Annotated in this window: 21 protein-coding genes; 7 read left to right on the top strand and 14 right to left on the bottom strand. The window is 54.9% G+C overall.

The features are described from left to right. The first annotated feature begins 140 nt into the window (after positions 1-140). Together fumA and fumC are read left to right on the top strand one after the other, a co-directional pair. A complete protein-coding gene (gene fumA / locus K7H21_RS12625) occupies positions 141-1,787 on the top strand; it encodes a class I fumarate hydratase FumA (RefSeq protein WP_004119598.1) in 1,647 nt (548 codons plus the stop codon). A 142-nt stretch (positions 1,788-1,929) separates the two neighbouring features. Then, complete coding sequence (gene fumC, locus K7H21_RS12630) at positions 1,930-3,330, top strand: class II fumarate hydratase (RefSeq protein ID WP_223035832.1); 1,401 nt, start codon at positions 1,930-1,932, stop codon at positions 3,328-3,330. Here fumC and tus read toward each other — a convergent pair. Both tus and rstB read right to left on the bottom strand, forming a co-directional pair. Further along, on the bottom strand, positions 3,320-4,252 hold the full coding sequence (gene tus, locus K7H21_RS12635) for a DNA replication terminus site-binding protein (RefSeq protein WP_004119603.1): 933 nt from the start codon (positions 4,250-4,252) through the stop codon (positions 3,320-3,322). The genes fumC and tus overlap by 11 nt on opposite strands. A 73-nt stretch (positions 4,253-4,325) precedes the next feature. Further along, positions 4,326-5,627: a two-component system sensor histidine kinase RstB gene (gene rstB, locus K7H21_RS12640; RefSeq protein ID WP_223035833.1), complete on the bottom strand. Its 1,302-nt coding sequence runs from the start codon at positions 5,625-5,627 to the stop codon at positions 4,326-4,328. A gap of 349 nt (positions 5,628-5,976) precedes the next feature. Here rstB and K7H21_RS12645 point away from each other — a divergent pair, with 349 nt between their 5' ends. Then, positions 5,977-6,333, top strand: a complete 357-nt coding sequence (locus K7H21_RS12645; protein WP_004119609.1) for a TOBE domain-containing protein — start codon at positions 5,977-5,979, stop codon at positions 6,331-6,333. Here K7H21_RS12645 and K7H21_RS12650 read toward each other — a convergent pair. From K7H21_RS12650 to iraM, 3 genes are all read right to left on the bottom strand, one after another. Then, positions 6,255-8,027, bottom strand: coding sequence for a sensor domain-containing phosphodiesterase (locus K7H21_RS12650; RefSeq protein ID WP_004119614.1), 1,773 nt, complete (start codon positions 8,025-8,027; stop codon positions 6,255-6,257). The two genes, K7H21_RS12645 and K7H21_RS12650, sit on opposite strands and share 79 nt — an antisense overlap. 384 nt (positions 8,028-8,411) lie before the next feature. After that, the gene (rstA, locus tag K7H21_RS12655) at positions 8,412-9,128 is read right to left on the bottom strand and encodes a two-component system response regulator RstA (protein ID WP_004119615.1); all 717 of its coding nucleotides are present in this window, start codon (positions 9,126-9,128) and stop codon (positions 8,412-8,414) included. Between the two features lie 349 nt (positions 9,129-9,477). Next, the gene (gene iraM, locus K7H21_RS12660; protein WP_004119619.1) at positions 9,478-9,825 is read right to left on the bottom strand and encodes an anti-adapter protein IraM; all 348 of its coding nucleotides are present in this window, start codon (positions 9,823-9,825) and stop codon (positions 9,478-9,480) included. 988 nt (positions 9,826-10,813) lie between these two features. Here iraM and K7H21_RS12665 point away from each other — a divergent pair. Continuing rightward, positions 10,814-11,149 (top strand): GlpM family protein, encoded by a 336-nt coding sequence (locus K7H21_RS12665; protein ID WP_004119621.1) that lies wholly within the window; start codon positions 10,814-10,816, stop codon positions 11,147-11,149. On the opposite strand, the gene folM is transcribed toward K7H21_RS12665, so the two are convergent. From folM to ydgH, 3 genes are all read right to left on the bottom strand, one after another. Next, entirely contained in the window at positions 11,146-11,871 is a 726-nt protein-coding gene (folM, locus tag K7H21_RS12670) for a dihydromonapterin reductase (protein WP_004119623.1), read from the bottom strand. The two genes, K7H21_RS12665 and folM, sit on opposite strands and share 4 nt — an antisense overlap. Positions 11,872-11,907: 36 nt before the next feature. Next, entirely contained in the window at positions 11,908-13,290 is a 1,383-nt protein-coding gene (locus K7H21_RS12675) for an amino acid permease (protein WP_004119624.1), read from the bottom strand. A 179-nt stretch (positions 13,291-13,469) separates the two neighbouring features. Further along, the gene (gene ydgH, locus K7H21_RS12680; RefSeq protein ID WP_004119625.1) at positions 13,470-14,420 is read right to left on the bottom strand and encodes a DUF1471 family protein YdgH; all 951 of its coding nucleotides are present in this window, start codon (positions 14,418-14,420) and stop codon (positions 13,470-13,472) included. A 522-nt stretch (positions 14,421-14,942) separates the two neighbouring features. On the opposite strand from ydgH, the gene pntA reads away from it, so the two are divergent. From pntA to K7H21_RS12700, 3 genes are all read left to right on the top strand, one after another. Next, positions 14,943-16,472, top strand: coding sequence for a Re/Si-specific NAD(P)(+) transhydrogenase subunit alpha (gene pntA / locus K7H21_RS12690; protein ID WP_004119626.1), 1,530 nt, complete (start codon positions 14,943-14,945; stop codon positions 16,470-16,472). Between the two features lie 10 nt (positions 16,473-16,482). Next, positions 16,483-17,871 (top strand): Re/Si-specific NAD(P)(+) transhydrogenase subunit beta, encoded by a 1,389-nt coding sequence (gene pntB / locus K7H21_RS12695; RefSeq protein ID WP_004119627.1) that lies wholly within the window; start codon positions 16,483-16,485, stop codon positions 17,869-17,871. A 145-nt stretch (positions 17,872-18,016) separates the two neighbouring features. After that, entirely contained in the window at positions 18,017-18,205 is a 189-nt protein-coding gene (locus K7H21_RS12700; RefSeq protein WP_004102581.1) for a YdiH family protein, read from the top strand. 127 nt (positions 18,206-18,332) lie between these two features. Here the strand turns inward: K7H21_RS12700 and uspE are convergent, their stop codons facing one another. The 6 genes from uspE to K7H21_RS12730 form a co-directional block, all read right to left on the bottom strand. After that, the gene (uspE, locus tag K7H21_RS12705; RefSeq protein ID WP_004119628.1) at positions 18,333-19,283 is read right to left on the bottom strand and encodes a universal stress protein UspE; all 951 of its coding nucleotides are present in this window, start codon (positions 19,281-19,283) and stop codon (positions 18,333-18,335) included. A 138-nt stretch (positions 19,284-19,421) separates the two neighbouring features. Continuing rightward, the gene (gene fnr, locus K7H21_RS12710; RefSeq protein WP_004102577.1) at positions 19,422-20,174 is read right to left on the bottom strand and encodes a fumarate/nitrate reduction transcriptional regulator Fnr; all 753 of its coding nucleotides are present in this window, start codon (positions 20,172-20,174) and stop codon (positions 19,422-19,424) included. A gap of 194 nt (positions 20,175-20,368) precedes the next feature. Further along, a complete protein-coding gene (gene ogt, locus K7H21_RS12715) occupies positions 20,369-20,884 on the bottom strand; it encodes a methylated-DNA--[protein]-cysteine S-methyltransferase (RefSeq protein WP_004119629.1) in 516 nt (171 codons plus the stop codon). Positions 20,885-21,338: 454 nt separating this feature from the next. After that, on the bottom strand, positions 21,339-22,865 hold the full coding sequence (gene abgT, locus K7H21_RS12720) for a p-aminobenzoyl-glutamate transporter (RefSeq protein WP_004119634.1): 1,527 nt from the start codon (positions 22,863-22,865) through the stop codon (positions 21,339-21,341). Positions 22,866-22,975: 110 nt separating this feature from the next. Then, positions 22,976-24,421 (bottom strand): M20 family metallopeptidase, encoded by a 1,446-nt coding sequence (locus K7H21_RS12725; protein ID WP_004119635.1) that lies wholly within the window; start codon positions 24,419-24,421, stop codon positions 22,976-22,978. Further along, a complete protein-coding gene (locus tag K7H21_RS12730; protein ID WP_087828188.1) occupies positions 24,421-25,731 on the bottom strand; it encodes a M20 family metallo-hydrolase in 1,311 nt (436 codons plus the stop codon). Before K7H21_RS12730 ends, K7H21_RS12725 begins: the two co-directional genes overlap by 1 nt. Between the last annotated feature and the right edge of the window lie 94 nt (positions 25,732-25,825).

Genomic DNA, 25,825 nt, shown 5'->3' on the forward strand with positions numbered 1-25,825 from the left:
TAAGCAACCGGCGCGAAGAAAAAGTCGTCCTTGTCTCAGTTTTTGTTAAAAAATTGTGTAAAATCGATCGACTCGCTTTTCCACGGGCAAATGGAGTGTCTGCCTGAAATATAATCAGCTAAGCAGTAAGTGAGAGCACAATGTCGAATAAACCGTTTGTATATCAGGATCCTTTTCCACTGAAAAAGGACGATACCGAGTATTACCTCCTCAGCAGTGATTACGTCTCCGTCGCCGAATTCGCCGGCCAGGAAGTTCTGAAAGTTGAACCTCAGGCGCTAACTTTACTGGCACAACACGCTTTCCACGACGCCTCCTTTATGCTTCGCCCGGCGCATCAGCAGCAGGTGGCCGATATTCTCAACGACCCGGAAGCCAGCGAAAACGATAAGTACGTGGCGCTACAGTTCCTGCGTAACTCGGATATTGCCGCTAAAGGCGTGCTGCCGACCTGCCAGGATACCGGCACGGCGATTATTACCGGCAAAAAAGGCCAGCGCGTGTGGACCGGAGGCGGCGATGAAGCCGCGCTGGCGCAGGGCGTTTATAACACCTATATCCAGGATAACCTGCGTTATTCCCAGAACGCGCCGCTGGATATGTATAAAGAGGTCAACACAGGGACTAACCTGCCTGCGCAGATCGACCTCTACGCTACCGACGGCGAGGAGTACAAATTCCTCTGCATCGCCAAGGGCGGCGGCTCGGCGAATAAAACCTATCTGTATCAGGAAACCAAAGCGTTAATCACTCCGGCGAAGCTGAAAAACTACCTCGTCGAGAAGATGCGCACCCTCGGCACCGCCGCCTGCCCGCCGTACCATATTGCGTTCGTCATTGGCGGCACTTCGGCGGAGTCCACCCTGAAAACCGTTAAGCTGGCCTCAACCAAGTATTACGACGGCCTGCCGACCGAAGGCAACGAGCACGGCCAGGCTTTTCGCGATATTCAGCTGGAGCAGGAACTACTGGTGGAGGCGCAAAACCTTGGTCTTGGGGCGCAGTTCGGCGGCAAATACTTCGCGCACGATATCCGCGTTATCCGCCTGCCGCGCCACGGCGCGTCGTGCCCGGTGGGCATGGGCGTCTCCTGCTCGGCGGATCGTAATATCAAAGCGAAGATCAACCGCGAAGGGATCTGGCTGGAGAAACTGGAGAGCAACCCAGGCAAGTATATTCCCGAGCATCTGCGTCAGGCCGGTGAGGGCGAGGCGGTCAAGGTCAACCTCAACCAGCCGATGAGCGATATTCTGGCGCTGCTGTCGCAGTACCCGGTGTCGACGCGTCTGTCGCTGAGCGGTACGATTATCGTCGCCCGCGATATTGCTCACGCGAAGCTGAAAGAGCTTATCGATAGCGGTGAAGAACTGCCGCAGTACGTCAAGGACCACCCGATCTACTACGCGGGTCCGGCGAAAACGCCTGACGGCTACGCTTCCGGCTCTCTTGGCCCCACCACCGCTGGCCGTATGGACTCCTACGTCGACCTGCTGCAGGCGCACGGGGCGAGTAAAATCATGTTAGCCAAAGGCAACCGCAGCCAGCAGGTCACCGACGCCTGCCACAAACATGGCGGTTTCTACCTCGGCAGCATCGGCGGCCCGGCGGCGGTACTGGCACAGCAGAGTATTCGTAGCCTGGAGTGCGTAGCGTATCCGGAGCTGGGGATGGAAGCTATCTGGAAAATCGAAGTGGAAGACTTCCCGGCGTTTATCCTCGTGGATGACAAGGGCAACGATTTCTTCCAGCAAATCCAAAGCTCGCAGTGCGCCCGCTGCGTGAAATAATCCCAGCCGCCCTTCGGGGCGGTTTTTTTATGCCGCTTAGCGGCACGAACGACTAAAACAACATATAAATCTGGCCAATACTTAACGCTTTAAGCAGGTGAGCTTTGTCGCGATTTCGCACTTTGAATCCAAGGAGACAGTCATGACAACGTATCGCAGTGAAAAAGACTCAATGGGCGCCATCGACGTGCCTGCTGACAAGCTATGGGGAGCGCAAACCCAGCGTTCGCTGGAACATTTCCGCATTTCGACGGAAAAAATGCCGGTCGAGCTTATCCACGCGCTGGCGCTGACCAAGCGCGCGGCGGCGAAAGTGAACAACGATCTCGGCCTGCTGGCCGCGGAAAAAGCGCAAGCGATTATTCAGGCCGCGGATGAAGTGCTGGCAGGCCAGCATCCGGACGCCTTTCCACTGGCTATCTGGCAAACCGGCTCCGGCACGCAAAGCAATATGAATATGAATGAGGTGCTGGCCAACCGCGCCAGCGAGCTGCTGGGCGGGGCGCGCGGGATGGAGCGTAAGGTTCATCCGAACGATGATGTCAACAAGAGCCAGAGCTCTAACGACGTTTTCCCGACGGCGATGCACGTGGCGGCGATAATTGCCCTGCGGGAGAAGCTGATCCCGCAGCTCAACGTGCTGAAGCAGACCCTGAACGATAAAGCCGTTGCCTTCAGCGACATCGTTAAAATCGGCCGCACCCACCTGCAGGACGCCACGCCGCTGACCCTCGGCCAGGAGATCTCCGGCTGGGTAGCGATGCTGGAGCATAATTTAAAACATATCGACCATAGCCTGCCGCATCTGGCGGAGCTGGCGCTGGGCGGGACGGCGGTGGGAACCGGGCTCAACACTCATCCGCAATACGCGGTACGCGTCGCCGCCGAGCTCGCGGCCTTAAGCGGCCAGCCGTTTGTCACCGCGCCAAATAAATTTGAAGCGCTGGCGACCGTTGATGCCCTGGTGCACGCCCACGGGGCGCTGAAAGGCCTGGCCGCCTCGCTGATGAAAATCGCCAACGATGTGCGCTGGCTGGCTTCCGGGCCGCGCTGCGGGATTGGCGAAATTGCGATCCCGGAAAATGAACCGGGATCGTCGATCATGCCCGGCAAAGTCAACCCGACCCAGTGCGAAGCGCTGACTATGCTGTGCTGCCAGGTGATGGGTAACGATGTCGCGGTAAATATTGGCGGCGCATCGGGCAACTTTGAGCTTAACGTCTACCGCCCGCTGGTGATCCACAACTTCCTGCAATCGGTGCGGCTGCTGGCTGACGGGATGGAGAGCTTCAACCAACACTGCGCGGTGGGGATTGAACCGAATCGTGAACGCATCAGCCAGCTGCTCAATGAGTCGCTGATGCTGGTCACCGCGCTGAACACCCATATCGGCTATGACAAAGCGGCGGAAATTGCCAAAAAGGCGCACAAAGAGGGGGTGACCCTGAAGGCGTCCGCGCTCTCGCTCGGCTACCTGACGGAGGACGAGTTTGACCGGTGGGTTCGCCCGGAAGAGATGGTGGGCAGTCTGCCTACTCGCTAGCCAGCCACAGGTGCAGCCGCGGGATCAGGAGCCTGAGCGACTGCGCCTGCGGTTTATAGCGATACTGTACGTTCTCGGCGTCATAGTTTAGTAACTCACCGAGGTCCGGCACGCTGACCCCCTTCGTGCCGGATATCAGCGCAATCAACGGTCCTGGACAGGCGTATTGCACCTGTTTTTGTTCGCCGCTGTACCAGACACGGGCGATGGGCTGCACCTTCACCGGCCGCTTTATCTTCAGCTTTGCCCGCTGCGGCAGGGCGGCAATATCCTGATACTCTCGCTCCAGCTTGCTTTGCCACTGCTCGCGCGTCCACGGCGGCACCGCCCGCGGCGACTGCAGGCTTTTTTCCAGCTGCATCAGCACCCCGTCACGGGTGAGATTTTTAATCACGTGCTTATTGGCCCAGCCGAAGCGAATGGTACTCGGATCGAGCAGCGGGGTCAGGGTGCGGTAGGCGCTAAGCGTGATAAGCCCTGGCAGGTGGCGATGGACCCACTCAAACCGCGCGGCGACAGGCAGGCCGGAATCGACGGTAATAATCTTTTCAAAGGTTGCTTTGAGGGCGTTGATATGGGCGATTTTACCTGCCAACTCAGCCTGTTGGTTGGCGTCAGTTTGTAGGCAAATGGCGCCGGGTAAGCGTACGGCGGCCTTACTACTGCGGGTTTCCGACTGCTGCTGGATAAACAGATGGCTGTAGTGCCTGAGCGCCATCTCCAGCGCGGTTTTGCCGGTATGCTGAACCACATTGATGCTGTCGAGCGGCTGGTGTTCCGCATCCTTGCTTACCGGCGGCAGCGCAAAGACGCGGGCGGCCAGCAGGCGGCATTGGCTCAGGGACTGTTTCAGCTCTTGCAGTTCGCGTTCGAGCTGGCGAAAGGTACCGTTCAGACGTTCAACGAGGTCATAGCTGGCCATATTTCCCACCTTAGTTACAACATACTTCACGTTTTTTAACTATAGCAGACCTCAGCATCCGCGCAAAGGCTCATCAGGCCGAGGAAAAACTCGGCAACTGATGATATACCGGCCAGCTAAAGCAAAAGCAGGCTCCGCCCAGCGCGCTCTCTTCGCAATGAACTTCCCCGGCCATAGCCTGGGCGATGCTGTGAACGATAGCTAAACCGAGGCCACAGCCGCCGGTGGCCCGATCGCGGCTGGGGTCGAGGCGTACGAAAGGCTCGAAAACTCTCTCCCGTTCAGCTGGCGCGATACCGGGACCATCATCTTCGACCCGTAGCGTCGCCCGCGAACCCTGTAGCGTCAGGCCGACCTGAATACGCCGGTTGCTGTAGCGCAGGGCGTTGTTCACCAGATTATCCAGCACCCGTTCCATCAGGCGCATATCCAGCGCGCCGTAATTGCCGGCCAAAATGTCGCCTGGCGCGACCTCGCGCTGGGGATTAACCGTTTGAATATCTTCCACATGATCGCGGATCCACGCCGGGAAATCGGGGGTCGTCAGCTTCAGTTCGTTCTGCGGACGGTCAAGCCGCGCGTAGGTCAGCAGCTCTTCAATCAGCGCTTCCAACTGGCCGATATCGCGGTTCAACGCCAGGGATTCGGCCTCGGTGAGGTTCTCGCTCATCTCAAGACGATAGCGCAGACGCACCAGCGGGGTTCGCAGCTCGTGGGCGATACCATCGATCAGCTGTTTTTTGCTGGCGATAAGCGCGTTGATATTATCGGCCATCTGATTAAACGCCACGCCCAGCCGTTCGAAGCTGGACATGCTGTCGAAATGAATGCGTTCGCTAAGATGTCCATCGCCGAAGCGCTGGGCGGCGGTCTCAATACGCAGCATGTCCTGCCAGTGCGGACGCATCCAGATAAATACCGGGAAGGCCAGCGAGATGGCGATAAAAGCCATCAGGGCCAGATCGAGCAGGCGCATCTCGTGCAAAAAATAGAGATAGGGCACCGGGCCGACGGAAAGTACGTAGTGGCTGCGCGGGATGCGCTGGATAAAGGTGTACTGATCATCGAGAGCGACGATATCCCCGGCGCGCAGATGCTGCATTGAGTTTTCCGACAGTTTGAATTTGCTGATGGGTTCGATATGCAGATCGAAAGAGAGATTGAGATCCAGCTCTTTGAGCGTTTTGCTCCAGTCGCGCGGCGGGATCTCCCGCAGCTCGCTGCGCATCAGATACAGCGAGCTTTTCATTAAATCGTCCAGAGACTGACGCCCGGCGCGTTCGGCGGTGAATTTGTACACCAGGCCAACCATCATGGTCATCACCAGGAAGCAGACGAACAGCAGCAGGTAAAACTGCACAAACAGTTTTTTCATTAAATCTCACTTAAAAACAGAAGGTTAAGTGCCTTTCCTTTACCCTCGGAAGCACCGTGAGGGCATTTTCCCCGGCAAAAACTGCGTGCAAACTCCTTTCTGCATTTTCATGCGCCGTTGGATTCGCTATGAAAGCAGGGTTCGCACCCGCTGACAACATCCGCTCTGCACAAGTTATGCGGCGCCGGTTGACACACCCGGTAATCTTGATTGCGCAAACTTGAGAAGTCCATAGCAAATCAATACTGAGGCGGTCGTGAGGCTTGTAAAAATCATTATAAGAAAGTGGTTATAGGTGAGGAGGGTTCAACTTGATATAACACCTTCTCTCATCTCGCCTGGAGGTTGTATGGCAATTTCAGCCAGAAACCAGCTGGCTGGTACGGTTAGCGTGACTGAACGCGGGGAAATTAACGATGAAGTTGAGTTAACCCTGAAGGATGGCGCAAAGCTAATCGCTCTCGTTACATCTGGTAGCCAACAAGCATTGGGCCTCGAACCGGGGAGAGAAGCCATCGCGCTGATTAATAACAGAGAACAATCTGCCTCGCCGTCGCAGAGCATTTGGGTCAGCATGCACCTTGCGCGGGTGCGTTCGATCAATTGCTACGAAAATGGCGAGGTCCTTCAGGGGTTCATTTCCGGCGCTTCGTTTCTGGCGCGGGACCATGCTGCAAAATCTGCAGATACCATTGGCCTGGCATAAAAATATCCTTGAACCTCATCGCAGCCCAGGCTTCGCAAAATCTCGACCGTTTTGCGATCCTCGACGCCTTCGGCCAGGACGATATAATCGAGCTCCTTGAGAAGCTTGATAACGTTACGCACAATTATGCGGCTGGCTTTTTCGTGGACAATATGACTGACGATAGACCGGTCGATTTTGATGATGTCCAGGGGCATTTGCCGCAGGTAATTAATGTTGCTGTATCCCGAACCAAAGTCATCCAGAGAAATTTTAAATCCGCGTTTTTTGAGCATGTTCAGCCCGTTAAGCGCGGCCGGACTCTCAAGCATCTTCTCTGTTTCCAGACACTCCAACCCCAGCAGCGCTGGGTCAAGAGACGCATTCCGCAGTTTCTCTTCGAGCTCCTCGGCGAAATCGGGCCGAGAAAAATCACTGGCGGCCAGATTAATTGACACCGGCAGAGTAAGTCCCTGGTCCCGCCACTCACTCAGTTGCGCAATAGTACGATCGATAACCCAGGCCGTGAGCTCACGCATCAGGCTGGTTTTTTCGACCAGCGGGATAAATTCGCCGGGCAGGACTTCGCCGTTTGTCGGATGCTTCCATCTGACCAGCGCTTCAGCACCCGTCACGCGCCCGGTCGCCAGTGAGATTTTTGGCTGATAGACCAGATATAAGCCCTGGTTTCCCTGCAACGTTTGTCTGAGTTCGGTCAGCAGGCTGAAATCTCTCTTTTTGCGGGTATCCAGGGCGTCATTATAGGTCGTAAAACGGTGCCCCTGGCTTATCGCCTCATGCAAGGCGCTTACCGCACGACGCAGAATTTCATTCGGCGTCAGGGTGCTGTCGCATAGCCCGGAGTCCCCCATGTGAATATTCAAATCCAGGGGAACTTCTGGGCCAATCCGGGCCTGGGTTCCCTGAAGGTTTTGTGCAATGCTTTCCAGTGACAGGGCCGTAGGTTCAGGCGTTAAAAAAGCAAATCGTCCGACCGCCACGGCGTAAAGCTGGCCCGCCAGGGGCAGACGTGCCTGCAGCTCAACGGTCATATCCCGAAGTAAGTTTTCTACGGCAATCATCCCCAATGAGCGGGCCATCTCGTAGGCAAAGGGCATATCAATGCAGTCAATGATGACCAGCCGGAAGGTACTCACCGCCGACACCTCAATGTCCTTCAGCAGGCGCTGACGATTGGGTAATAGCGTGACGACGTCGGTATAGCCTACCGAGTGCCAGGAGGCTAAGAAGTCCGATATCAGCTCGGCCAGCGTGTTAAAGATAGCGATCTGCTCGTCGGAAAGTTCCCTGGGTTGCGTATCCAGGATACTCAAGGTACCCACGGCCACCCCATCGCGCGTTGTCAGCGGACACCCCGCATAAAAGCGAATGAACGGCGCTTCTCTGACGGCGCGATCGCGCTGAAAGACCGGGTGCTGATGCGTATCACGACAAATGAACGTTTTACCCTGTTTCAAGGTCTGTTCGCAAAATGCGTCGCCCAGGCGGGTTTCCGTGGCGGCGATATTCTGTGCGGATTTGATGTATTGCTTTTCATCATCCAGCACCGAGACAAAACTCATCGGCATTTTCAGCAACTGGCACACCAGATGCGTATATTTCCTTAACGCTTCGTCCCGCCCCTCGTCGGGATTTTTTAACAGGTCAATCGCCGCGCGTCTTTTACTTTCATCGTTGCTGAGATCGCTCAACATTTAAACACCCCCGTACAGTAGATATTTCGGTCATCCCAACCCACTGATGGTGTGAATCTCTATACTCACGGCTGGTATCGATACTGGCACAATCGCCAGGGTTATCACACCACATTAGAATGTTTTGCGCTGATTGTCTGCGAAGAATGGCGCTCGGTGGAACGCTGCTTTTGCGTGGAAAAAGCAATTTCACTGTTGCTGTACCGGTCGGCAAGAGGCTCAGTGTTGCGCAAAAGTCTTCGTGGATAATATCAAGTTATCGAACCGGTTCCGGATTCGCCAGTTCTTTATTAAGCGCAACGCCTGTTTTAAGGATAGCTAATCATTAACAGGAGGTTGCAGTGACTTTACCGGCTATATCCGCACTAACAGCTGACCCGTGAATTAATTGTCCCAGGCGTGGGGGGCGAACAGGTAGCCTTTATTGCGTACCGTTTTGATGCGATAGGGCTCGGTGGCATTGTCGAGAAGCTTCTTGCGCAGTCGCGAGATGGCAACGTCGACGCTGCGGTCCATGCCATCGTAGCTGACGCCGCGCAGATTTTTTAATAACGCGTCGCGATCCATAATTTGTCCGGCATGGGTCGCCAACTCCCACAGCAGATCGAAATCCGCGGTGGATAACGCGACGCTTTCGCCGCTGAGCATCACCTGGCGATTGACCGGGTCGATGCTCAGGGAGCCAAAGGTGATGGCTTTATGCGGGGTGAGGGAGGAGGGAACGCTACCGTCCGGCACGGCGACGTGCTGGCGCAAATGCAGGCGCAGGCGGGCTAACAGCACCGCGGGAGGCGTGGTTTTCAGGATATAATCGCTGGCGCCCATTTCGAGAGAGAGAATATGGTTCATATCGCTGTCCAGCGAAGTGAGCAGGACGATGGGACCCTGCCACTGGCCGCGCAAATCGCGGCACAGCGTCATACCGTCTTTACCCGGCAGCATGATATCCAGCAGCACCAGATCGGGCTTTTCGCGCGCGATAACCTCTTCCGCCCGGTCGCCGCGCGGTTCTACGACCACGTCCATATCGTGTTTGCCAAGGTAGGCGGCAATCAGTGCGCCGACCTCGGCATCGTCCTCAACAAAAACAATTTTATTCATATTGTGTATGCTTGCACTCATCTATCATCGTTAGAATCGCTTTGCCAGAATCGCGGCTGAGACGGTGCATGAGGCATCATTCGGTCAGCAGCCCATTCATTACTATCGCCATTGTAAACCATTCGGGCATTAATATGAGCTATGTATTAGTGATGAAATTCGCTATGCTTCCCGGACTTGTGGTTCAGAACTATGCTTTCACGAGGCAGGCAATGATTGCGTTAATGACGGAAGCTCTGCGTATTATGGTCATGGGGGTGCGGCAGAAGGTGGGCGAGGTCTAACAGGACAGCCTCTGCCCGTAAAGAAAATAGGTACTGATACGTTGACCTTGAGTCAGGGAAGAACCTTATTGCGGCCTCTTTTGCCTCGTACCGTAGGGGCACAAGGCGAATTTGCAGACACTTCTTCGATTGCAGATGAGCAACATAGGATTCAGATTGCCTGGACAATCAATATATCGGGAAAACGTTGACCACAGGGTTTCCGTATAGGGGAAAGCGTGAATGACCTGTAAATCGCCGGGCTTGCCGTTAATGAGAACTTCATTTTTTGTGATGTTAATCACTGAACCAACGCGCAAAAAATAATCACCATTATACCATATGATTAATTTGAGATTTTTAGCACTTGCCGCAACTGAAAATCCTGTTCCGGTTACAGGACATACAAGGCTATTTTCAATATTCCACTGCATGCTTGATGCGCTCCAGTAATTTACGAGCATTTTCGCGTTGATGTATATAGTTTGATAAAGTTTAAGAGTATTTTTGTTGTGCCTGAAGCAGGTCCAAACATGGAGGTTCCTTTAGGTGATGCATACTTAGTTTAATATAGAATAATTGCAATTGCATGAGTGCCTAATACTAGTATTGATAATAGCAACAAGTAAAAGATTCGAAAAACCGACGGGAGATGAACTAATAAGCTACATTGTTGGTTATGAATAGAATAAAGTTCTGTATTGGATATCAAGATTAGATCGAAAGATCGTAAAATCATATAATTACGATCATATCTACTACGATGAATGTTATTAATGGCAAAGTATGCTTCTTTATGAAATCGGTTTTATTTTGATATAAATCAAAATAATGTGCTTTATTGCGCTATTTTTCTAAAAAGTGTCTATGTGTGCTTATTTCAAATGAGTGCAGAAAGAATGATTTTAAGGTCATCAATTATGATAAAAACCGCCTATGTCAATTAACTGTTTTTAGGTTAGGTTATCACTATTGATTTGCATCACTTACTGCACATGAATGGCGATGGTAAACCGATAGGGTTATTGAGTTAACATCTGTAAAATATCATTGAGGTGTTCATGTTGTGCTTTAAAATAGGTGTGAATACTTAAGGATGACGCGCAGGAGAAATATGCTATGGTGATAACTTCCAGAATAATGATATAAAACATGTTATACGTATAACCAAGTGATTAGAGCATACTGATGCGTTTCGCAGTAAAAACAAATGCGTTTGTGCGAAGGATGTTCAAAATAGTTTTAATTAAACTCAAACAGCGTTGACCTTGCCGAGGGGAGCATCATCTCCCGTACCGCCGTTATGGAGTCGTCAAATAGGTCTCCACCTGTTCAGTCTACACGCCGCTTTTGCGCATTTATAAATTTCCGCGCTTCCGTTATGCTGCGAATACATGTTGTTTTAATGTTAAGGCAAAAGGAATGGGGCTGTTGATAAAAGCGCTGCTCGGGGCACTGGTTGTAGTCCTGATCGGCGTGCTGTCCAAAACGAAAAATTACTATATCGCCGGGTTAATTCCGCTCTTTCCCACCTTCGCCCTGATTGCGCACTACATCGTCGCCAGCGAGCGGGGTATCGAAGCGCTGCGCACCACCATTGTCTTTGGTATGTGGTCTATCATTCCGTACTTTATCTACTTGCTTTCGCTATGGTATTTCACCGGCGTCATGCGCCTGCCGTTTGCCCTGGCAGGCGCAGTGGTGTGCTGGAGCTTATGCGCGTGGCTACTCATTATTGGCTGGAGCCGTTTCCACTAGCGCAGATGGCGGCCGCCGTCGACGGCAAATGAGCGACCGGTCACGTAGCTACTGCTGAACAGGTATTCAATCAGGTCAATGATCTCTTTTTCGCCTGGGGCGATTTTCATCAGCGATTTATCGAGCGCCTGCCTGCGGTACTCCGCGTCATCCCCTTCATTAAATAAAATCAGCGAGGGGGCGATGGCGTTAACCTTAATTTCCGGCGCCAGCTTACGGGCGAACGAGCGGCTCATATTATCCAACGCCGCTTTGCTGGCGGCGTAGGCGATATGTTTGTCGCTGCCGCGCTCCACGACGTAGTCGGTGATGTGGATAATATCGCTGGCGGCATGACCGTGGCCGCGAAGCAGGCTCTCCAGGGCATGGTTGAGCAGGTAGGGGGCGTTGACGTGAATTTGCATCATGCTGGCGAGCACCGTGGTTAACGGAATACCTGGCTTTTCCGCCATCCAGCCGCTGGCGTTATGAATGATGGCGCGTAGACCGCTGCCGGCGTGCGCTTTCACCTCTGCGGCGAACGCCAGAATGCTTTCATCCGTGCTGAAATCCGCGTGCAGACAAACGGCTCCCGCTTCACGCAGCGCGTCGATGGCCGGATACCAGGTGCGATAGCTGATGATAACGGGCTGCTGGCGGGCCACAAAATGGCGGGCCAGGGCGAGGCCAATGCGACGGCCCCCGCCGGTAATCAGGATGGGGCGAGGCTGGATGTCAGCCATGGAGATCTCCTTTGAGTTCAGCGGCAGGGTAACCGCTTACCCTACCAACATCCACGTTGCCGGTACGGCGGCAACCAGCAAAAAACCAATTAATGCCAGGTCACGGCGTTTGAGCGGGCGATCGTGCTGGTGTGTACGACGGGCATACAGGAAAACCAGAAGACCCGGAGCGTAAAGTATCACCGACAACAATAAATGCACAGGGCCGGACGCATATAATAACCATAAGCCATAAATGCAGGCGCCGACACCAACCGCCTTATGCAAAGGGCGCCGGGCAATCTTCAGCAGAAAGGCGCCGACCAGAAAGTAGGGGACCAGGATCATCTCAGAGGCGATGGTCAGCAGCGTGCTGTAATCTGAGCCGGTAAGCCAAATCAACACCAGCGAAGCCTGCACGCTGATATTGGTGAGCCACAGCGAAGCCGACGGGGCGTTGTTTTTATTGGTCCGGGCAAACAGGCGCGGGAATGCTTTATGCGTTGCTGCCAGATAGGGCACCTCCGCCGCCATAATCGTCCAGCTCAGATACGCGCCGCAGACGGAGATAATCAGCCCGGCAGCGATCACAATTTCGCCCCAGGAGCCCATCATGTTGACCATCAGGCCGGCCATTGACGGGTTGCGGATTTCCGCCAGTTCGCTACGCGGCACAACGCCTAACGAGAGAAGCGTCACCAGCAAATAGACCGCCAGCGCGGAGAGTACCGCCAGCAGGGTCGCGCGGCCAACATCCTGTTTATTACGCGCGCGGGCGGAAACAACGACCGCGCCTTCGACGCCAATAAATACCCACAGGGTGATCAGCATGGTGTTTTTCACCTGCTCCCATACCGGTACGCCCAGCGCCAGGCCGCTGAAATCGAGGCGGAATGTCTCCATACGAAACGCGATGGCGGCCAGCGCGATAAACGCCCCGAGGGGCAGCAGTTTGGCCAGCGTCGCGGCCAGGTTGATACCGGCGGCCGTTTGAACGCCGCGCAGAACCAGGAAATGAACAATCCACAGCAGGACCGAGGCGCCGACGATGGATTGCCAGGTATTGCCATCGCCGAACAGGCGCAGTTCGGGAGTATCGGTAAAGAAACTGAGCGCCGAGAAGACGATAACCAGGTAGGAGACGTTGGCGACAACCGCGCACAGCCAGTAGCCCCAGGCGGAGCAGAAACCAATCAGCTCGCCGAAACCTTCCCGGGCGTAGGTAAAAATACCGCCGTCGAGGTCGGGGCGGATCCGCGTGAGCAGCAGCATGGCAAAGGCCAGGAACAGGATCCCCACGCCGGTGATCCCCCAGCCGATAAGCAACGCGGAAGGGCTGGCAACGGCTGCCATGTTCTGCGGCAGACTGAATACACCCGCCCCCAGCATCGAGCTAAGTACCAGCGCGGTCAGGGCGCTAAGGCCCAGTTTCTTTTCCATTGCATTCCCGAGGTGATAATCATCAAGCTAAGAATATTTATTTGGCGAAATCGCATAAAAATGGAGGATTGCGCTAAGGCGCGGGATTTTACGGAGTGTTTTGTATGCATGCAATGGAGAGAAATGAAAAAAAGAAAAAAGGCGACTAATCGCCGCCTTTTTGTTCAGCTCAGTTGCTGTTATTTATACAGGTCGGCGCTGATGGTGATGTTGCCGCCGCGTTCCTGCCACTGACGGGTAATGTGGTAGTACTTCGCGCCTTTCTTCGCGGCGCGCTTAGCCGTCTGGTAGGAGATTTCCGTCATGTTACCGTAGTTACCGGTGAACTTGATGCTGTCGTAAGGAACCATCTGCGCGGCGGTGATTTTATTCACTTCCTCGACCTTGGTGCCGTCCGGAAGCGTGACGGTGTAACGCCCGCCTTTAGACGATTGCGTTTCAAAGAAACGGCCTACGCCGGTGCCGGAACCAACCGCTGCGGTCGTCGCCACGCCTGGGATTTCAACTTTCTTAGCGGCTTCGCCGCCTTCGGCCAGCGCTGCGCGACCGGCTTCTGAATCTGCCGGGATCGCATCCGGGCTTTGCAGAACGCGTTTCTTGGCATCCGCTTTGTAGATATAGGCGGTGATGCGCTGGTTGCCGCCCTGGTTGGCATCAACCTGGCGTACGATAAAGAAAGAGGCTGCGCCCTTGGCCTTTGCAGCTTTGGTGATGGCGTCGTTGACTTCCGGTTGGCTGCGGTAGAAGCCCTGTACGGTGACGGTATCAAATGGCTCCAGCTCAACGGCCTGGTCTTTCGGCAATTCCATTATGCCGTTGATAATGCGATTTTTCGGCGCGTCGGCCTGCGGGGCATTTTCTTTATAAAAATCGGCCGTTACGCGCAGATTGCCGCCGCTGCCAAAATCAGAGGTGTCGACAACATAAAAGGAAGCTGCGCCTTCTTTGTCCGCTTTACGGGAAACTGCCTGCACCGCATCGCCAATGGCGTTAAAACGACCGGTAACCTCAACGCGATCGTAGGGCTTCAGCGCTGCCGCCTGCTCCGGAGTCAGCTCGGTCGCTGCATGGGCAGACAACGCGGTGGTAGCCAGAAGAGCAGACGCCAGGAGTGAGTTCTTAAGCTTCATAAAAATAATCCTTTGCCTTGCGCAAACCATGTACGGGTATTGTTGTTGACTGAAAACATGTGATTATTGCATTTATCGAGAGTGACTGTCTGCGTCAATTTTCATTTGCCGCTCTAAACGTATACTGCAGAAATATAACCTTTTTCGATATGTTGAAAAAACAGCCGCTTGACCAGCAAAATCGATAATCGATATCACTTTCATAAGTTAACATAATGTTAATATGATGATCCAGACGGCGATAAATGGTGAATTAACCCTTCTGCCAAGCGGATTATCAGGCGCTGGCATAAAAATAAGGTAAATATTGCTGCCTGACACGGTTAGCCGGGCGTTTTACCAATAAAATCAAAATTTCTGTTTTATTGCTGTAGATCACAATCGGTATTTTCAGTAGGTTATAAAAAGTTTGTTACTGTTTTATTTTTTCAGACATATGTTGGGGGGCGCGTTCATCCGCCTTTGCGACGGTCGCTTGTAAGAAAAGTAAACCATCATCAAAAACCGATGGAAGGGAAAACTATGCGTATTGGTGTACCAAAAGAGAGACTCGCCCAGGAAACCCGGGCCGCCGCCACGCCGAAAACGGTGGAGCAGCTGCTTAAGCTTGGGTTCAGCGTCGCGGTAGAAAGCGGTGCCGGTAAGTTGGCCAGTTTCGACGACGAAGCCTTCGTTCAGGCTGGAGCGGAGATCGTGAGCGGTGATGACGTATGGCAGTCTGACGTCATTCTGAAAGTTAACGCGCCCGATGATGATGAAATCCTGCTGCTTAATCCCGGCACGACGCTCATCAGCTTCATCTGGCCGGCGCAAAACCCGCAGCTGATGGAAAAACTGGCGGCGCGCAACATCAACGTGATGGCGATGGATTCGGTGCCGCGTATTTCGCGCGCGCAGTCGCTGGATGCGTTAAGTTCAATGGCTAACATTGCCGGCTACCGCGCGATCGTGGAAGCCGCCCACGAGTTTGGCCGCTTCTTCACCGGCCAGATCACCGCGGCAGGTAAGGTACCGCCCGCGAAGGTGATGGTGATTGGCGCCGGGGTTGCCGGTCTGGCGGCCATCGGCGCGGCAAACAGCCTTGGGGCAATCGTCCGCGCGTTTGATACCCGCCCGGAAGTGAAAGAACAGGTGCAGAGTATGGGCGCCGAGTTCCTTGAGCTGGATTTTAAAGAGGAAGCGGGCAGCGGCGACGGCTATGCCAAAGTCATGTCTGAAGCCTTTATTAAAGCCGAGATGGCGCTTTTTGCCGCGCAGGCCAAAGATGTCGACATTATTGTCACCACCGCCCTGATTCCGGGTAAACCGGCGCCGAAGCTGATTACCCGCGAAATGGTTGACTCCATGAAGCCGGGCAGCGTGGTGGTTGATCTGGCGTCGCAAAACGGCGGCAACTGTGAATACACCGTGCCGGGTCAGGTGGTCACCACCGCCAATGGCGTGAAGATTATCGGTTATACCGATCTCCCTGGCCGCCTGCCGACGCAGTCTTCGCAGCTGTATGGCACCAACCTGGTTAACCTGCTTAAGCTGCTGTGCAAAGAGAAAGACGGCAATGTCGTTATCGATTTTGATGATGTCGTTATCCGCGGCGTTACCGTGGTTCGCGAAGGTGAAATCACCTGGCCCGCGCCACCCATTCAGGTATCTGCTCAGCCGCAGGCGGCAGCGAAAAAGGTTGAAGCGCCAAAAGCTGAAGCGAAACCGAGCTCGCCGCTGCGCAAGTATGCGCTGATGGCGCTGGCGATTATTCTGTTTGGCTGGCTGGCCAGCGTGGCGCCGAAAGAGTTCCTCGGCCACTTTACCGTCTTCGCGCTCTCCTGCGTGGTCGGTTACTACGTCGTCTGGAACGTATCCCACGCGCTGCATACGCCGCTGATGTCGGTCACTAACGCCATTTCCGGCATTATTGTGGTCGGGGCATTGTTACAGATAGGCCACGGCGGCTGGGTCAGCTTCCTGAGCTTTATCGCGGTGCTGATCGCCAGCATTAATATTTTTGGTGGTTTCACCGTCACTCAGCGCATGCTGAAAATGTTCCGCAAAGGATAAGGGGTAACAAATGTCTGGTGGATTAGTTACAGCTGCATACATTGTTGCCGCGATTCTATTTATTTTTAGCCTGGCGGGGCTTTCCAAACACGAAACCTCCCAGCAGGGCAACTACTACGGTATTGCCGGGATGGCGATTGCCCTGGTGGCGACCATCCTGGGGCCGGACAGCAGCAACGTCGCGTGGATCCTGCTGGCGATGGTTATCGGCGGCGCTATCGGTATTCGTCTGGCGAAGAAAGTTGAAATGACCGAAATGCCGGAGCTGGTGGCGATTCTGCACAGCTTCGTGGGCCTGGCGGCGGTACTGGTAGGCTTCAACAGCTATCTGCAGCATGAAACCGGGATGGAGCAGATTCTGGTCAATATTCATTTGACCGAAGTGTTCCTCGGCATCTTCATCGGCGCGGTAACCTTCACAGGCTCCGTCGTGGCGTTTGGCAAACTGTGCGGCAAGATGTCTTCAAAGCCGCTGATGCTGCCGAACCGTCATAAATTGAACCTGGCGGCGCTGGTGGTTTCTTTCCTGCTGCTGATCGTTTTCGTACGTACCGACAGCATCGGTATGCAGGTTCTGTGCCTGCTGGTGATGACCGTTATTGCTCTGGCGTTTGGCTGGCACCTGGTGGCCTCCATCGGCGGCGCGGATATGCCGGTCGTGGTGTCAATGCTGAACTCCTACTCCGGCTGGGCGGCGGCGGCGGCGGGCTTTATGCTCAGCAACGACCTGCTGATCGTAACCGGCGCGCTGGTAGGCTCTTCCGGTGCGATTCTGTCCTACATTATGTGTAAGGCGATGAACCGTTCGTTCTTCAGCGTGATTGCCGGTGGCTTTGGTTCTGACGGCACGGCCTCTACGACGGATGAAGAAGTGGGCGAGCATCGCGAAATCAGCGCCGAAGAAACCGCTGAGATGCTGAAAAGCTCCCAGTCGGTGATCATCACCCCGGGCTACGGCATGGCAGTGGCTCAGGCCCAGTATCCAGTCGCGGAAATCACCGAGCGACTGCGCGCGCGCGGGATCAAGGTACGTTTCGGTATTCACCCGGTTGCCGGGCGTCTGCCGGGCCATATGAACGTACTGCTGGCGGAAGCGAAAGTCCCGTATGACATCGTGCTGGAGATGGATGAGATCAATGATGATTTCTCCGATACCGACACCGTACTGGTGATCGGCGCTAACGACACGGTTAACCCAGCCGCGCAGGACGATCCGGGCAGTCCGATCGCCGGTATGCCGGTGCTGGAAGTGTGGAAAGCGCAAAACGTAATTGTATTTAAGCGTTCGATGAACACCGGCTACGCCGGCGTACAAAACCCGCTGTTCTTTAAAGAAAATACCCACATGCTGTTTGGCGATGCCAAAGCCAGCGTCGATGCGATTCTGAAAGCACTGTAGAGCCTGGTCTTTTAAAACCTGTGCTTCTTAAGCCGTCTCCTGTGAGACGGCTTTTTTATATAGGTTACCAAGTGATTATTTGCTCATAAAATAATCAGTCGAGGGTGTTATAATAAGTCCGTTTTTCACCCAAACTGAGGATATTATGGATACCGAGTTAACCCCCACGCAACTGGCCATCGAATTTCTGCGCCGTGACCCCGCTGCTTTAACCCCCGCGCAGTATCTGAAAAAGCTGAAACTACTGGAACTTGAGTTTGCTGACTTAATGGCGCTTTCGTCCATGGAGCTGAAAGAAGAGATCGATCACGCCTGGCGTTTAGGTATCCACTAACGTTTTCGTTACCGATAAAGCGATTGAAGATAAGGGCCGGATGGCCCTTTATTTCGTTTTACAATGCAAAAAAATCCCCCGCGCGGGCGGGGGACGAAGTTTTACTACTTTTACTGAAGGCGAGGGACTAGTCGTCTTCTTCGTCGTCCAGCTCAACCGGTGTCTGATATTGATCTGGCTTCAGCGCCAGCAGGTCGCAGCGCAGATGGTCAATCACCTGCTCGGCGGTATTGCCGAGGAAGGCCGCCGATAGGCCGGTTCGACCCACGGTACCCAGCACCACGATGCCCGCCTGCAGATGTTCAGACAGATCGGGGATCACCTCTTCAGGAAGGCCTTTTTCAACGTGAGTGCGGCCTTCATCGATGCCGAATTTCTGCCGCAGTGCTTTCATGGCCAGCAAATGCTGACCGCGAATGGCGTCGTTATAAACGCTGGGGTCAAAATCAGGTAGCTCAATTGCGATATTGATGGGCGTGACGGGATAGGCGCCCACCAGGTGCACCTCGGTATGGTTGACCTGTTCCGCCAGCTCAATCGTTTCACGTACCAGCTTTTCATTGAGCGCGTTGTGGTAGTTTTCTTCGCTGGCGAGATTGACCGCCACCAGCGCTTTACCCCCTTCCGGCCACGGCTGATCTTTGACCATCCATACCGGACACGGGCATTTGCGCAGCAGGTGCCAGTCCGTCGGGGTGAAAATCACCGCTTCCAGCTTGTCGTGCTGGTGCGCCATCTTCAGCACTAAATCATGCTTGTCGCTGATGATTTCCTGGATAATGGCTTCGAAGGGACGATTGTGCCACACCACTTTAATATCAATGGGCACGCCGGACTCAATATAGAATTTTGCCTGCTCGCGGATCCAGGCGGTACGCTGGCCAATGACGCCCTGGCGCATGGCCGTGCGTTCGTCAGGAGACAGCAGAGTGGTCATTTCATAAGAAAAATCATAGATCGGCAAAAAGGCTTTGATGCGTCCACCAATCCGTTGGTGCAGATACACCGCGCGCCGCAATGCAGGCTGGTCGTCCTGATTGGGGTCGATTACTACCAGCATGTTCTGATACTTCGCCATACAGGGTCTCCTTACAACTGTAACTACAGTTTGTCCTTAAAAAGATAACCTATATGGATGAAATGAAACAGGGGAGGAGCCTGGCCAGATCAACAAATTAGAAAAAAATTCGCGATCCGGCCGGATACAGAGGGGCTATCAGGCGACGTTGCGGGCCTGGCCAGCAAGCTGCGCCAGCAGGTCGCTGTTTTCAATGGTGATATATTTACCTTTAACCGCCAGCATACCGCTTTTCTGGAAACGCCCCAGCAGGCGGCTGATAGTTTCCACCGTCAGGCCCAGATAGTTGCCGATATCGCCACGGGTCATGGTGAGGCGGAACTCACGCGGAGAGAAGCCGCGCTGTGCAAAACGGCGGGACAGGTTGTAAATAAAGGCCGCCAGGCGCTCCTCTGCGTTCTTTTTGGATAGCAGCAGGATCATATCCTGATCGCCTTTAATCTCGCCGCTCATCAGACGCATCATCTGCTGACGCAGATTCGGCATCTTACCGGAGAGATCGTCCAGCGTTTCAAAAGGGATTTCGCAAACCATTGAGGTTTCCAGCGCCTGGGCAAAGCTTGGGTGGTGGCCGGTGCCGATGGCGTCAAAGCCAACCAGATCGCCCGCCAGATGAAAACCGGTGATTTGCTCATCGCCCTGTTCGGTGATGGTGTAGCTTTTAATGGTGCCAGAACGAATTGCATACAGCGATTTCAGCTCATCACCGGCTTTGAACAAGGTCTGTCCTTTCTGGATAGGCTTTTTCCGCTCGATGATGTTATCAAGCTGATCAAGCTCATGCTCGTTCAGAGTAAAAGGGATGCAAAGCTGGCTAATGCTGCAATCCTGGCAATGGATTGCACAACCGCCAGACTGAATGCGTCGTATAATTCGCTTTTCCGGGATCATAAGTCTGCTCAGGCTTTAATTGATATTGGTCAATTTTAACATCTTTTTGATGAGCAGGTAAGTCTCGAACCCCTGAAACACGTAATATTAAAAGGGTAAATCAGCTACCTGATTTATCCAATTGAATACAAAAGGTTTATTTGATGAGAGATGATTGTAAAATTACCGGAAGATTCCAAAAAAGGCACTTACGGTCAAAGGAGCAGATAGCCTTCGTGGCGCAATAGCCACTCTTTACGCTGCACGCCGCCGGCGTAACCGGTCATGGTGCCGTTACGCCCGATCACGCGATGGCAGGGCACCACAATACTGACCGGGTTTGAACCGTTGGCGGCACCCACGGCGCGCGCGGCGCCCGGTCGCCCCAGTGCCTCCGCGAGCTGACCGTAGTGCATGACCTGTCCGCAGGGGATGGTACGCAGCGCTTGCCAGACTTGCCGCTGAAACGGCGTACCGCCGGTGGCGGTCGGTAAGGTGTTGATAATCGCGAGATCCCCGGCGAAGTAATCGCTAAGCTTACTGCTCAGGCCTCCCGGATTACGGAAATCAACGCGTTTGTAGCCTTTAACCCGATAATGAATATCCAGCAGTTGCTCCATGCGGTCGCGGTGCTGATCCCACTCAACGGCCCGCAGGTTGAACTGCTCATCACAAATCACCCACAGCGGCCCCAGCGGGGTGTCAATTTTATCCTGCAACAGCGTCAGCATCGGTAATCCTTCATCGAGGTTATATTGGCAGAGCATCACCATACCACGATGCGATGTGGGCAAACCATACTCCGAAAAGGTCAACAAACAGGGTCAGCATGGACTATTAATTATGAGGTGAGGAAAGCGATGTTTATTTTTACATTAACTCGCAGACGCGTTGGCAAGGCGATTTTGCTACCTTTATCCGGCGGCGAATTCACCGGTAATCAACTGACGCCGTAGATAAACAGACTGGCTTTTCTTAAGTCAATGATCTCCCGGCGTGTCTGTGCGGGTTTTTACCAACAAAGGTGGTGATATGCAATATATGATGACTGGCGTTGTAATCGTGATTATCAGTGGCTTAGTGATTCATCTGGTCTCTTTGGCGATTGAAGGGTTGTATAAAATGATCAGTAACCGAACAACATGGCGTTAACGGTTTCGTGGCCTTCCCTGGCCTGTGGCGACATTATGGCAATCGTGGGTAAATACCCGGCCCGATAGGCAGCCCCACCAGATACCAGCCGACCAGCAACAGTAGCCAGACGGCCAGGAATATTAACGGATAAGGCAAGACCAGTGAATAGTAGGTTCCCAGTTTAGCCTCGGGCCGGTAGCGCTGTAAGAAGCCGAGAAACAGCGGCACAAACGGCGATACCGGCGCCAGCGGCAGCACCGATGAATCGGCGATACGGAACAGAATCTGCGCAAATGCCGGGTGAAAGCCCAGCAGCATAAACATCGGCACGAAAATCGGCGCCAGGATCGACCAGATTGCCGAGCCGCTGGCGATAAACATGCACAAAAATGCGGATAGCAGCGCCAGGCCGACAAACGCCGGTACGCCGTTCATTCCCGCGCTTTCCAGCAGATCCGTCAAGCCGACGGCCATAAATTTCCCCATGTTGCTCCAGTTAAACATGGCGACGAACTGGGCCAGCGGGAAGACCATCACGATAAAGCCTGCCATCTCCTTCATCGGCTCAATCATCAACTGCGGCAGATCGGCCTGACGGCGAATTTTGCCAGTGGCAATGCCGTAAGCCAGTGAAACGACGAAGAAGAAAAAGATAATGAGCGGGACGATGCCTTTTATAAACGGCGAAGGCATCACGGTATGCTTGATGGGATCGCGCAGAATACCGTTTTCCGGCACGACCATCAGCGCGATAACCGCCACAAATAACAGCGCGGCCACGCCAGCCACGCGCAGGCCGAAGCGCTGTTCCGGCGTCAACGCCTGCAGCGTTTCATCGCTGTTGCCTTGCCATTGACCTAACCGCGGTTCCACCAGTTTATCGGTAATCAACCCGCCAACCAGCGTGAGAACGATCACTGAGGTTGCCATAAAATACCAGTTATCAATAACGCTGACGTGGAGCGAGGCGTCAAGGGTTTTTGCCGCTTCGGTGCTGATGCCAGAGAGCAGGACATCGGTAGTAACGATGAGCAGATTGGCCGTGAAGCCGCAGCCGACGCCGGCGATGGCCGCCAGCAGCCCGGCAACCGGATGGCGGCCGACGGCGAGGAACATCAGGGCGCCCAGCGGCGGCATAATCACCAGCGCGGCATCGGAGGAGATATGGCTAAAGAAAGCGATAAACAGCACCATATAGCTGGCGTAACGGGCGCTAACGTGCGATGACATTTTCACCATCAGCGAAGGCAGTAGGCCCACGCGTTCCGCAAAGCCGGCCCCCAGCACCAGCGCCAGAATAGCCCCTAGCGGCGCGAAACCGCTGAAGTTCTTAATGACGTTCGGCAAAAACCAGTGTAATCCCTCAACGCTGAGCAGGTTTTTCACCACGACTCGCGCGCCGTCGGTGGGGTTCTGTACCCCGACATTCAGCGCCGACAGGATGGCGGTGGCGACCATCAACGCCACAATCAGATAGATAAACAGTAAAAACGGATGCGGGACCTTGTTACCTATTTTTTCAACCCAGCCATAAAGCTTACCGGTGGGGGAAGGCGACGGTATGGATGACATACTCATGGGCGTTCCTCAGTTGTCGTTGTTGTGTTGGTTGTCTCTTTACCCCAGGACGTGTCAGCCGTTGTTTTTTTGCGCTTAACGCGTTGCCGTACGCCATCCACGGGCTTTGATTATTTTAAAATCGAAGGCTTGACCTCCTGCGGAATGGGGCACCGGTAGGGCCTTTCGGCTAAGACTTGTTCCAGCTCCTGCTGGCTGGCTGTTAATAACGCCCTGTCGCTGAACAGACGAATGGCCGTCGCGCCCAGCACTTTCCCCGCCAGCAGCATCCCTTTGTGGGCGATGGAGGATCTGCCCTGGCTCACCAATTGCCAGGAGTGTAGCGGCGTCCCGACGGCAAAGCAGGGGCTGAAGCACTGGGCCACCGGCGCTTTCCAGCTCACGTCGCCGACGTCGGTAGACCCCGCGAGGATGTTGTCCGTTGCCGCCCAGGGCGCAACTTCGTCAATCAGGATCGTCTCGCGGTGGCGGCGGGCGAACGCTTTCCCCCCTTCGCCACCGGTGTCGGCAATGTTTTTCAGGCTGTTATTGATATCGTTCGCGCTCAAGGTGGCGCGAATTTCAGCGGCGAATGCGCGCTCTTCCGCGCACCAGGGGGGCGTGCCGTAATGGCATATCGCCTGATACATCGCCGCTTCCAGCGTGCGGTTGGGGAGATAGCTGGAACAGGCTTTTTCGACGCGGCAACTGACGCTGGTCTCGGTCATCAGCGCGGCGCCCTGAGCAATTTTTTCGATCCGCGCGAAGATTTGCTGGGCGTCGGCCATTTCCGGGGCGCGAATGAGATACAGCACCTCCGCCTGCGCCTGAACAACGTTGGGGGAGACGCCGCCGGTATCGGTGATGGCGTAGTGCACCCGCGCCTTTTCGATAATGTGTTCGTTAAGGAAGTTGCTGCCGGTGGTCATCAGCGTCACGGCATCCAGCGCGCTGCGGCCAAGATGCGGTGAGTTTGCCGCATGCGCCGCGGTGCCGGTAAACCGCCACGCCGCCTGAATGTTGGCAAGGGTGCTGGTGCTGAACATGCCGGCCCAGGCTTCCGGGTGCCAGGTCAGGGCGGCATCAACGTCATCGAACAACCCCTCACGGACCATAAAGGTCTTTCCGGAACCGCCTTCCTCGCCGGGACAGCCATAGAAGCGTAGGGTACCGGTGCTGCCTTGCTGCTGTAGCCAGTTCCTGGCGGCGACCGCGGCGGCGAACGCCGCCGTACCGAGCAGATTATGCCCGCACCCGTGGCCGTTTTCTCCCGGCGTAATAGATGTGGGTTCCGCGCAGCGGGCCTGTTGGCTGAGCCCCGCCAGAGCGTCAAATTCGCCGAGCAGGGCAATCACCGGCTGGCCTGCGCCAAAGCTGGCGATAAAGGCGTTGGGGATCCCACCCGCATTGCGGGTCAATTGAAAACCTTCCGCTTCCAGCGCATCGGCTAAACGCGCGGCGGACCAGAACTCCTGAAAGCGGGTTTCCGGATGATCCCAGATATCATCGGCTATGGCGCAAAAATCGTTGCGTCGTCCCTCAATAACGTCATCGACAAATCGGTAAACTTTTTCCATCACACGCCTCGCTGCCAGGGAAAGTAAAGGGCGACGCGGGCCAACGTTGCGACTGCCAGGGTCATCACGTTTTCGTCGAAATCGAATTTTTCATTGTGGTGGCCGGCGCTCAGTTCGGTGCCGAAAATCATGTATGAGGCGAGACCGCCGCGCTCCTGGACCCGGGCCATCATCAGGGTGGCATCCTCCGAACCCGCCGGGGCAGCGATACGATCGACGGCCTGTTTAACGCCGGGGACCTGGGCCGTCTGCTGGCGCAGATAGTCCACCCACGCCGGCGACGGAGCGCTGGAGGTGGCCGCACCCATCAGCTGCAGCTGGTAACGGGCTTCATACATTGTCGCCGCGCCGGCGATCGCCTGCTTGGCCCGCTCAAAGACGTACTGGTTAATGACATCGGTTTCGCCACGGGTTTCGACTTTTAAGCGCGCGGAAGAAGGAATCACGTTACGCCCGGTACCGGCCTGCATGACCCCGACGTTAACCCTTGACGCCCCGGCGCTGTGGGGCGCGATGGCGTGCAGGGCAAGGGCGGCCTGAGCCGCCGCCAGTAACGCGTTACGGCCATCTTCCGGTTTACCGCCCGCGTGGGCGGCGACGCCGCTGAACAGCACATCAAATTTGGTGGTGGCCATAAAGTTATCGCCGCCGCAGACGACGGTGCCGGAAGGGACGCCGGTACCGATATGAATGGCGGTGAAATAGTCCACATCATCAAGCACGCCCGCCGCCACCATAGCGCGCGCGCCGCGGGTACCTTCTTCCGCCGGCTGGAAAATCAGCTTGATCGTCCCGTTGAGCTGCGCGGCATACTCCTTGAGCACGTGAGCCAGCCCCAGTCCGATCGCGGTATGGCCATCGTGGCCGCAGGCATGCATCATACCGTCGTTGCAGGAGGCAAAACGATCGCGATGCGGACGGTGACTATCGTCATGTAGCTCGTTGAGATCGAGCGCATCCATGTCGACGCGAAACGCCAGCGTAGGCCCCGGCCTCCCAGTGTCGAGGGTCGCCACCACCCCGGCGAAGCCGCCTTCAAACGCCGGCAGCCAGCGTTCCGGTGCACCCTGCGCGCGGGCGCGCTGGAACGCCTGCCTCAGGGTCTCTTCATCAGGTAGGCCCATACGGCTATCGGCATCGATAACGTCGCGACCCAGCGCCAACTGATAACCCAGATCGTCAAGTATCTCCGCCACCTTGCTGGCGGTGCGGAACTCCAACCAGCCGGATTCCGCATGCAGGTGAAAATCGCGACGCCATTCGGCCATTTTTGGCGCCAGCTGGTTGATGAAATCATAAAGTTGCGGCATAACCTTTCCCGTTATAAGCAAAAACTGTGATGGCGTTCACGAAGTGATAGCCTTTACTTATCGCTTATCACTTTCATGCACTCTCATCCTTAAC

The sequence above is a fragment of the Klebsiella sp. CTHL.F3a genome, from assembly GCF_019890895.1.
GTDB lineage: Bacteria > Pseudomonadota > Gammaproteobacteria > Enterobacterales > Enterobacteriaceae > Klebsiella > Klebsiella grimontii.

Bases quoted from the DNA above. Each gene is read 5' to 3' on its own strand.
- fumA (WP_004119598.1), top strand. From the start codon at position 141: ATGTCGAATAAACCGTTTGTATATCAGGATCCTTTTCCACTGAAAAAG.
- fumC (WP_223035832.1), top strand. From the start codon at position 1,930: ATGACAACGTATCGCAGTGAAAAAGACTCAATGGGCGCCATCGACGTG.
- tus (WP_004119603.1), bottom strand. From the start codon at position 4,252: ATGGCCAGCTATGACCTCGTTGAACGTCTGAACGGTACCTTTCGCCAG.
- rstB (WP_223035833.1), bottom strand. From the start codon at position 5,627: ATGAAAAAACTGTTTGTGCAGTTTTACCTGCTGCTGTTCGTCTGCTTC.
- K7H21_RS12645 (WP_004119609.1), top strand. From the start codon at position 5,977: ATGGCAATTTCAGCCAGAAACCAGCTGGCTGGTACGGTTAGCGTGACT.
- K7H21_RS12650 (WP_004119614.1), bottom strand. From the start codon at position 8,027: ATGTTGAGCGATCTCAGCAACGATGAAAGTAAAAGACGCGCGGCGATT.
- rstA (WP_004119615.1), bottom strand. From the start codon at position 9,128: ATGAATAAAATTGTTTTTGTTGAGGACGATGCCGAGGTCGGCGCACTG.
- iraM (WP_004119619.1), bottom strand. From the start codon at position 9,825: ATGCAGTGGAATATTGAAAATAGCCTTGTATGTCCTGTAACCGGAACA.
- K7H21_RS12665 (WP_004119621.1), top strand. From the start codon at position 10,814: ATGGGGCTGTTGATAAAAGCGCTGCTCGGGGCACTGGTTGTAGTCCTG.
- folM (WP_004119623.1), bottom strand. From the start codon at position 11,871: ATGGCTGACATCCAGCCTCGCCCCATCCTGATTACCGGCGGGGGCCGT.
- K7H21_RS12675 (WP_004119624.1), bottom strand. From the start codon at position 13,290: ATGGAAAAGAAACTGGGCCTTAGCGCCCTGACCGCGCTGGTACTTAGC.
- ydgH (WP_004119625.1), bottom strand. From the start codon at position 14,420: ATGAAGCTTAAGAACTCACTCCTGGCGTCTGCTCTTCTGGCTACCACC.
- pntA (WP_004119626.1), top strand. From the start codon at position 14,943: ATGCGTATTGGTGTACCAAAAGAGAGACTCGCCCAGGAAACCCGGGCC.
- pntB (WP_004119627.1), top strand. From the start codon at position 16,483: ATGTCTGGTGGATTAGTTACAGCTGCATACATTGTTGCCGCGATTCTA.
- K7H21_RS12700 (WP_004102581.1), top strand. From the start codon at position 18,017: ATGGATACCGAGTTAACCCCCACGCAACTGGCCATCGAATTTCTGCGC.
- uspE (WP_004119628.1), bottom strand. From the start codon at position 19,283: ATGGCGAAGTATCAGAACATGCTGGTAGTAATCGACCCCAATCAGGAC.
- fnr (WP_004102577.1), bottom strand. From the start codon at position 20,174: ATGATCCCGGAAAAGCGAATTATACGACGCATTCAGTCTGGCGGTTGT.
- ogt (WP_004119629.1), bottom strand. From the start codon at position 20,884: ATGCTGACGCTGTTGCAGGATAAAATTGACACCCCGCTGGGGCCGCTG.
- abgT (WP_004119634.1), bottom strand. From the start codon at position 22,865: ATGAGTATGTCATCCATACCGTCGCCTTCCCCCACCGGTAAGCTTTAT.
- K7H21_RS12725 (WP_004119635.1), bottom strand. From the start codon at position 24,421: ATGGAAAAAGTTTACCGATTTGTCGATGACGTTATTGAGGGACGACGC.
- K7H21_RS12730 (WP_087828188.1), bottom strand. From the start codon at position 25,731: ATGCCGCAACTTTATGATTTCATCAACCAGCTGGCGCCAAAAATGGCC.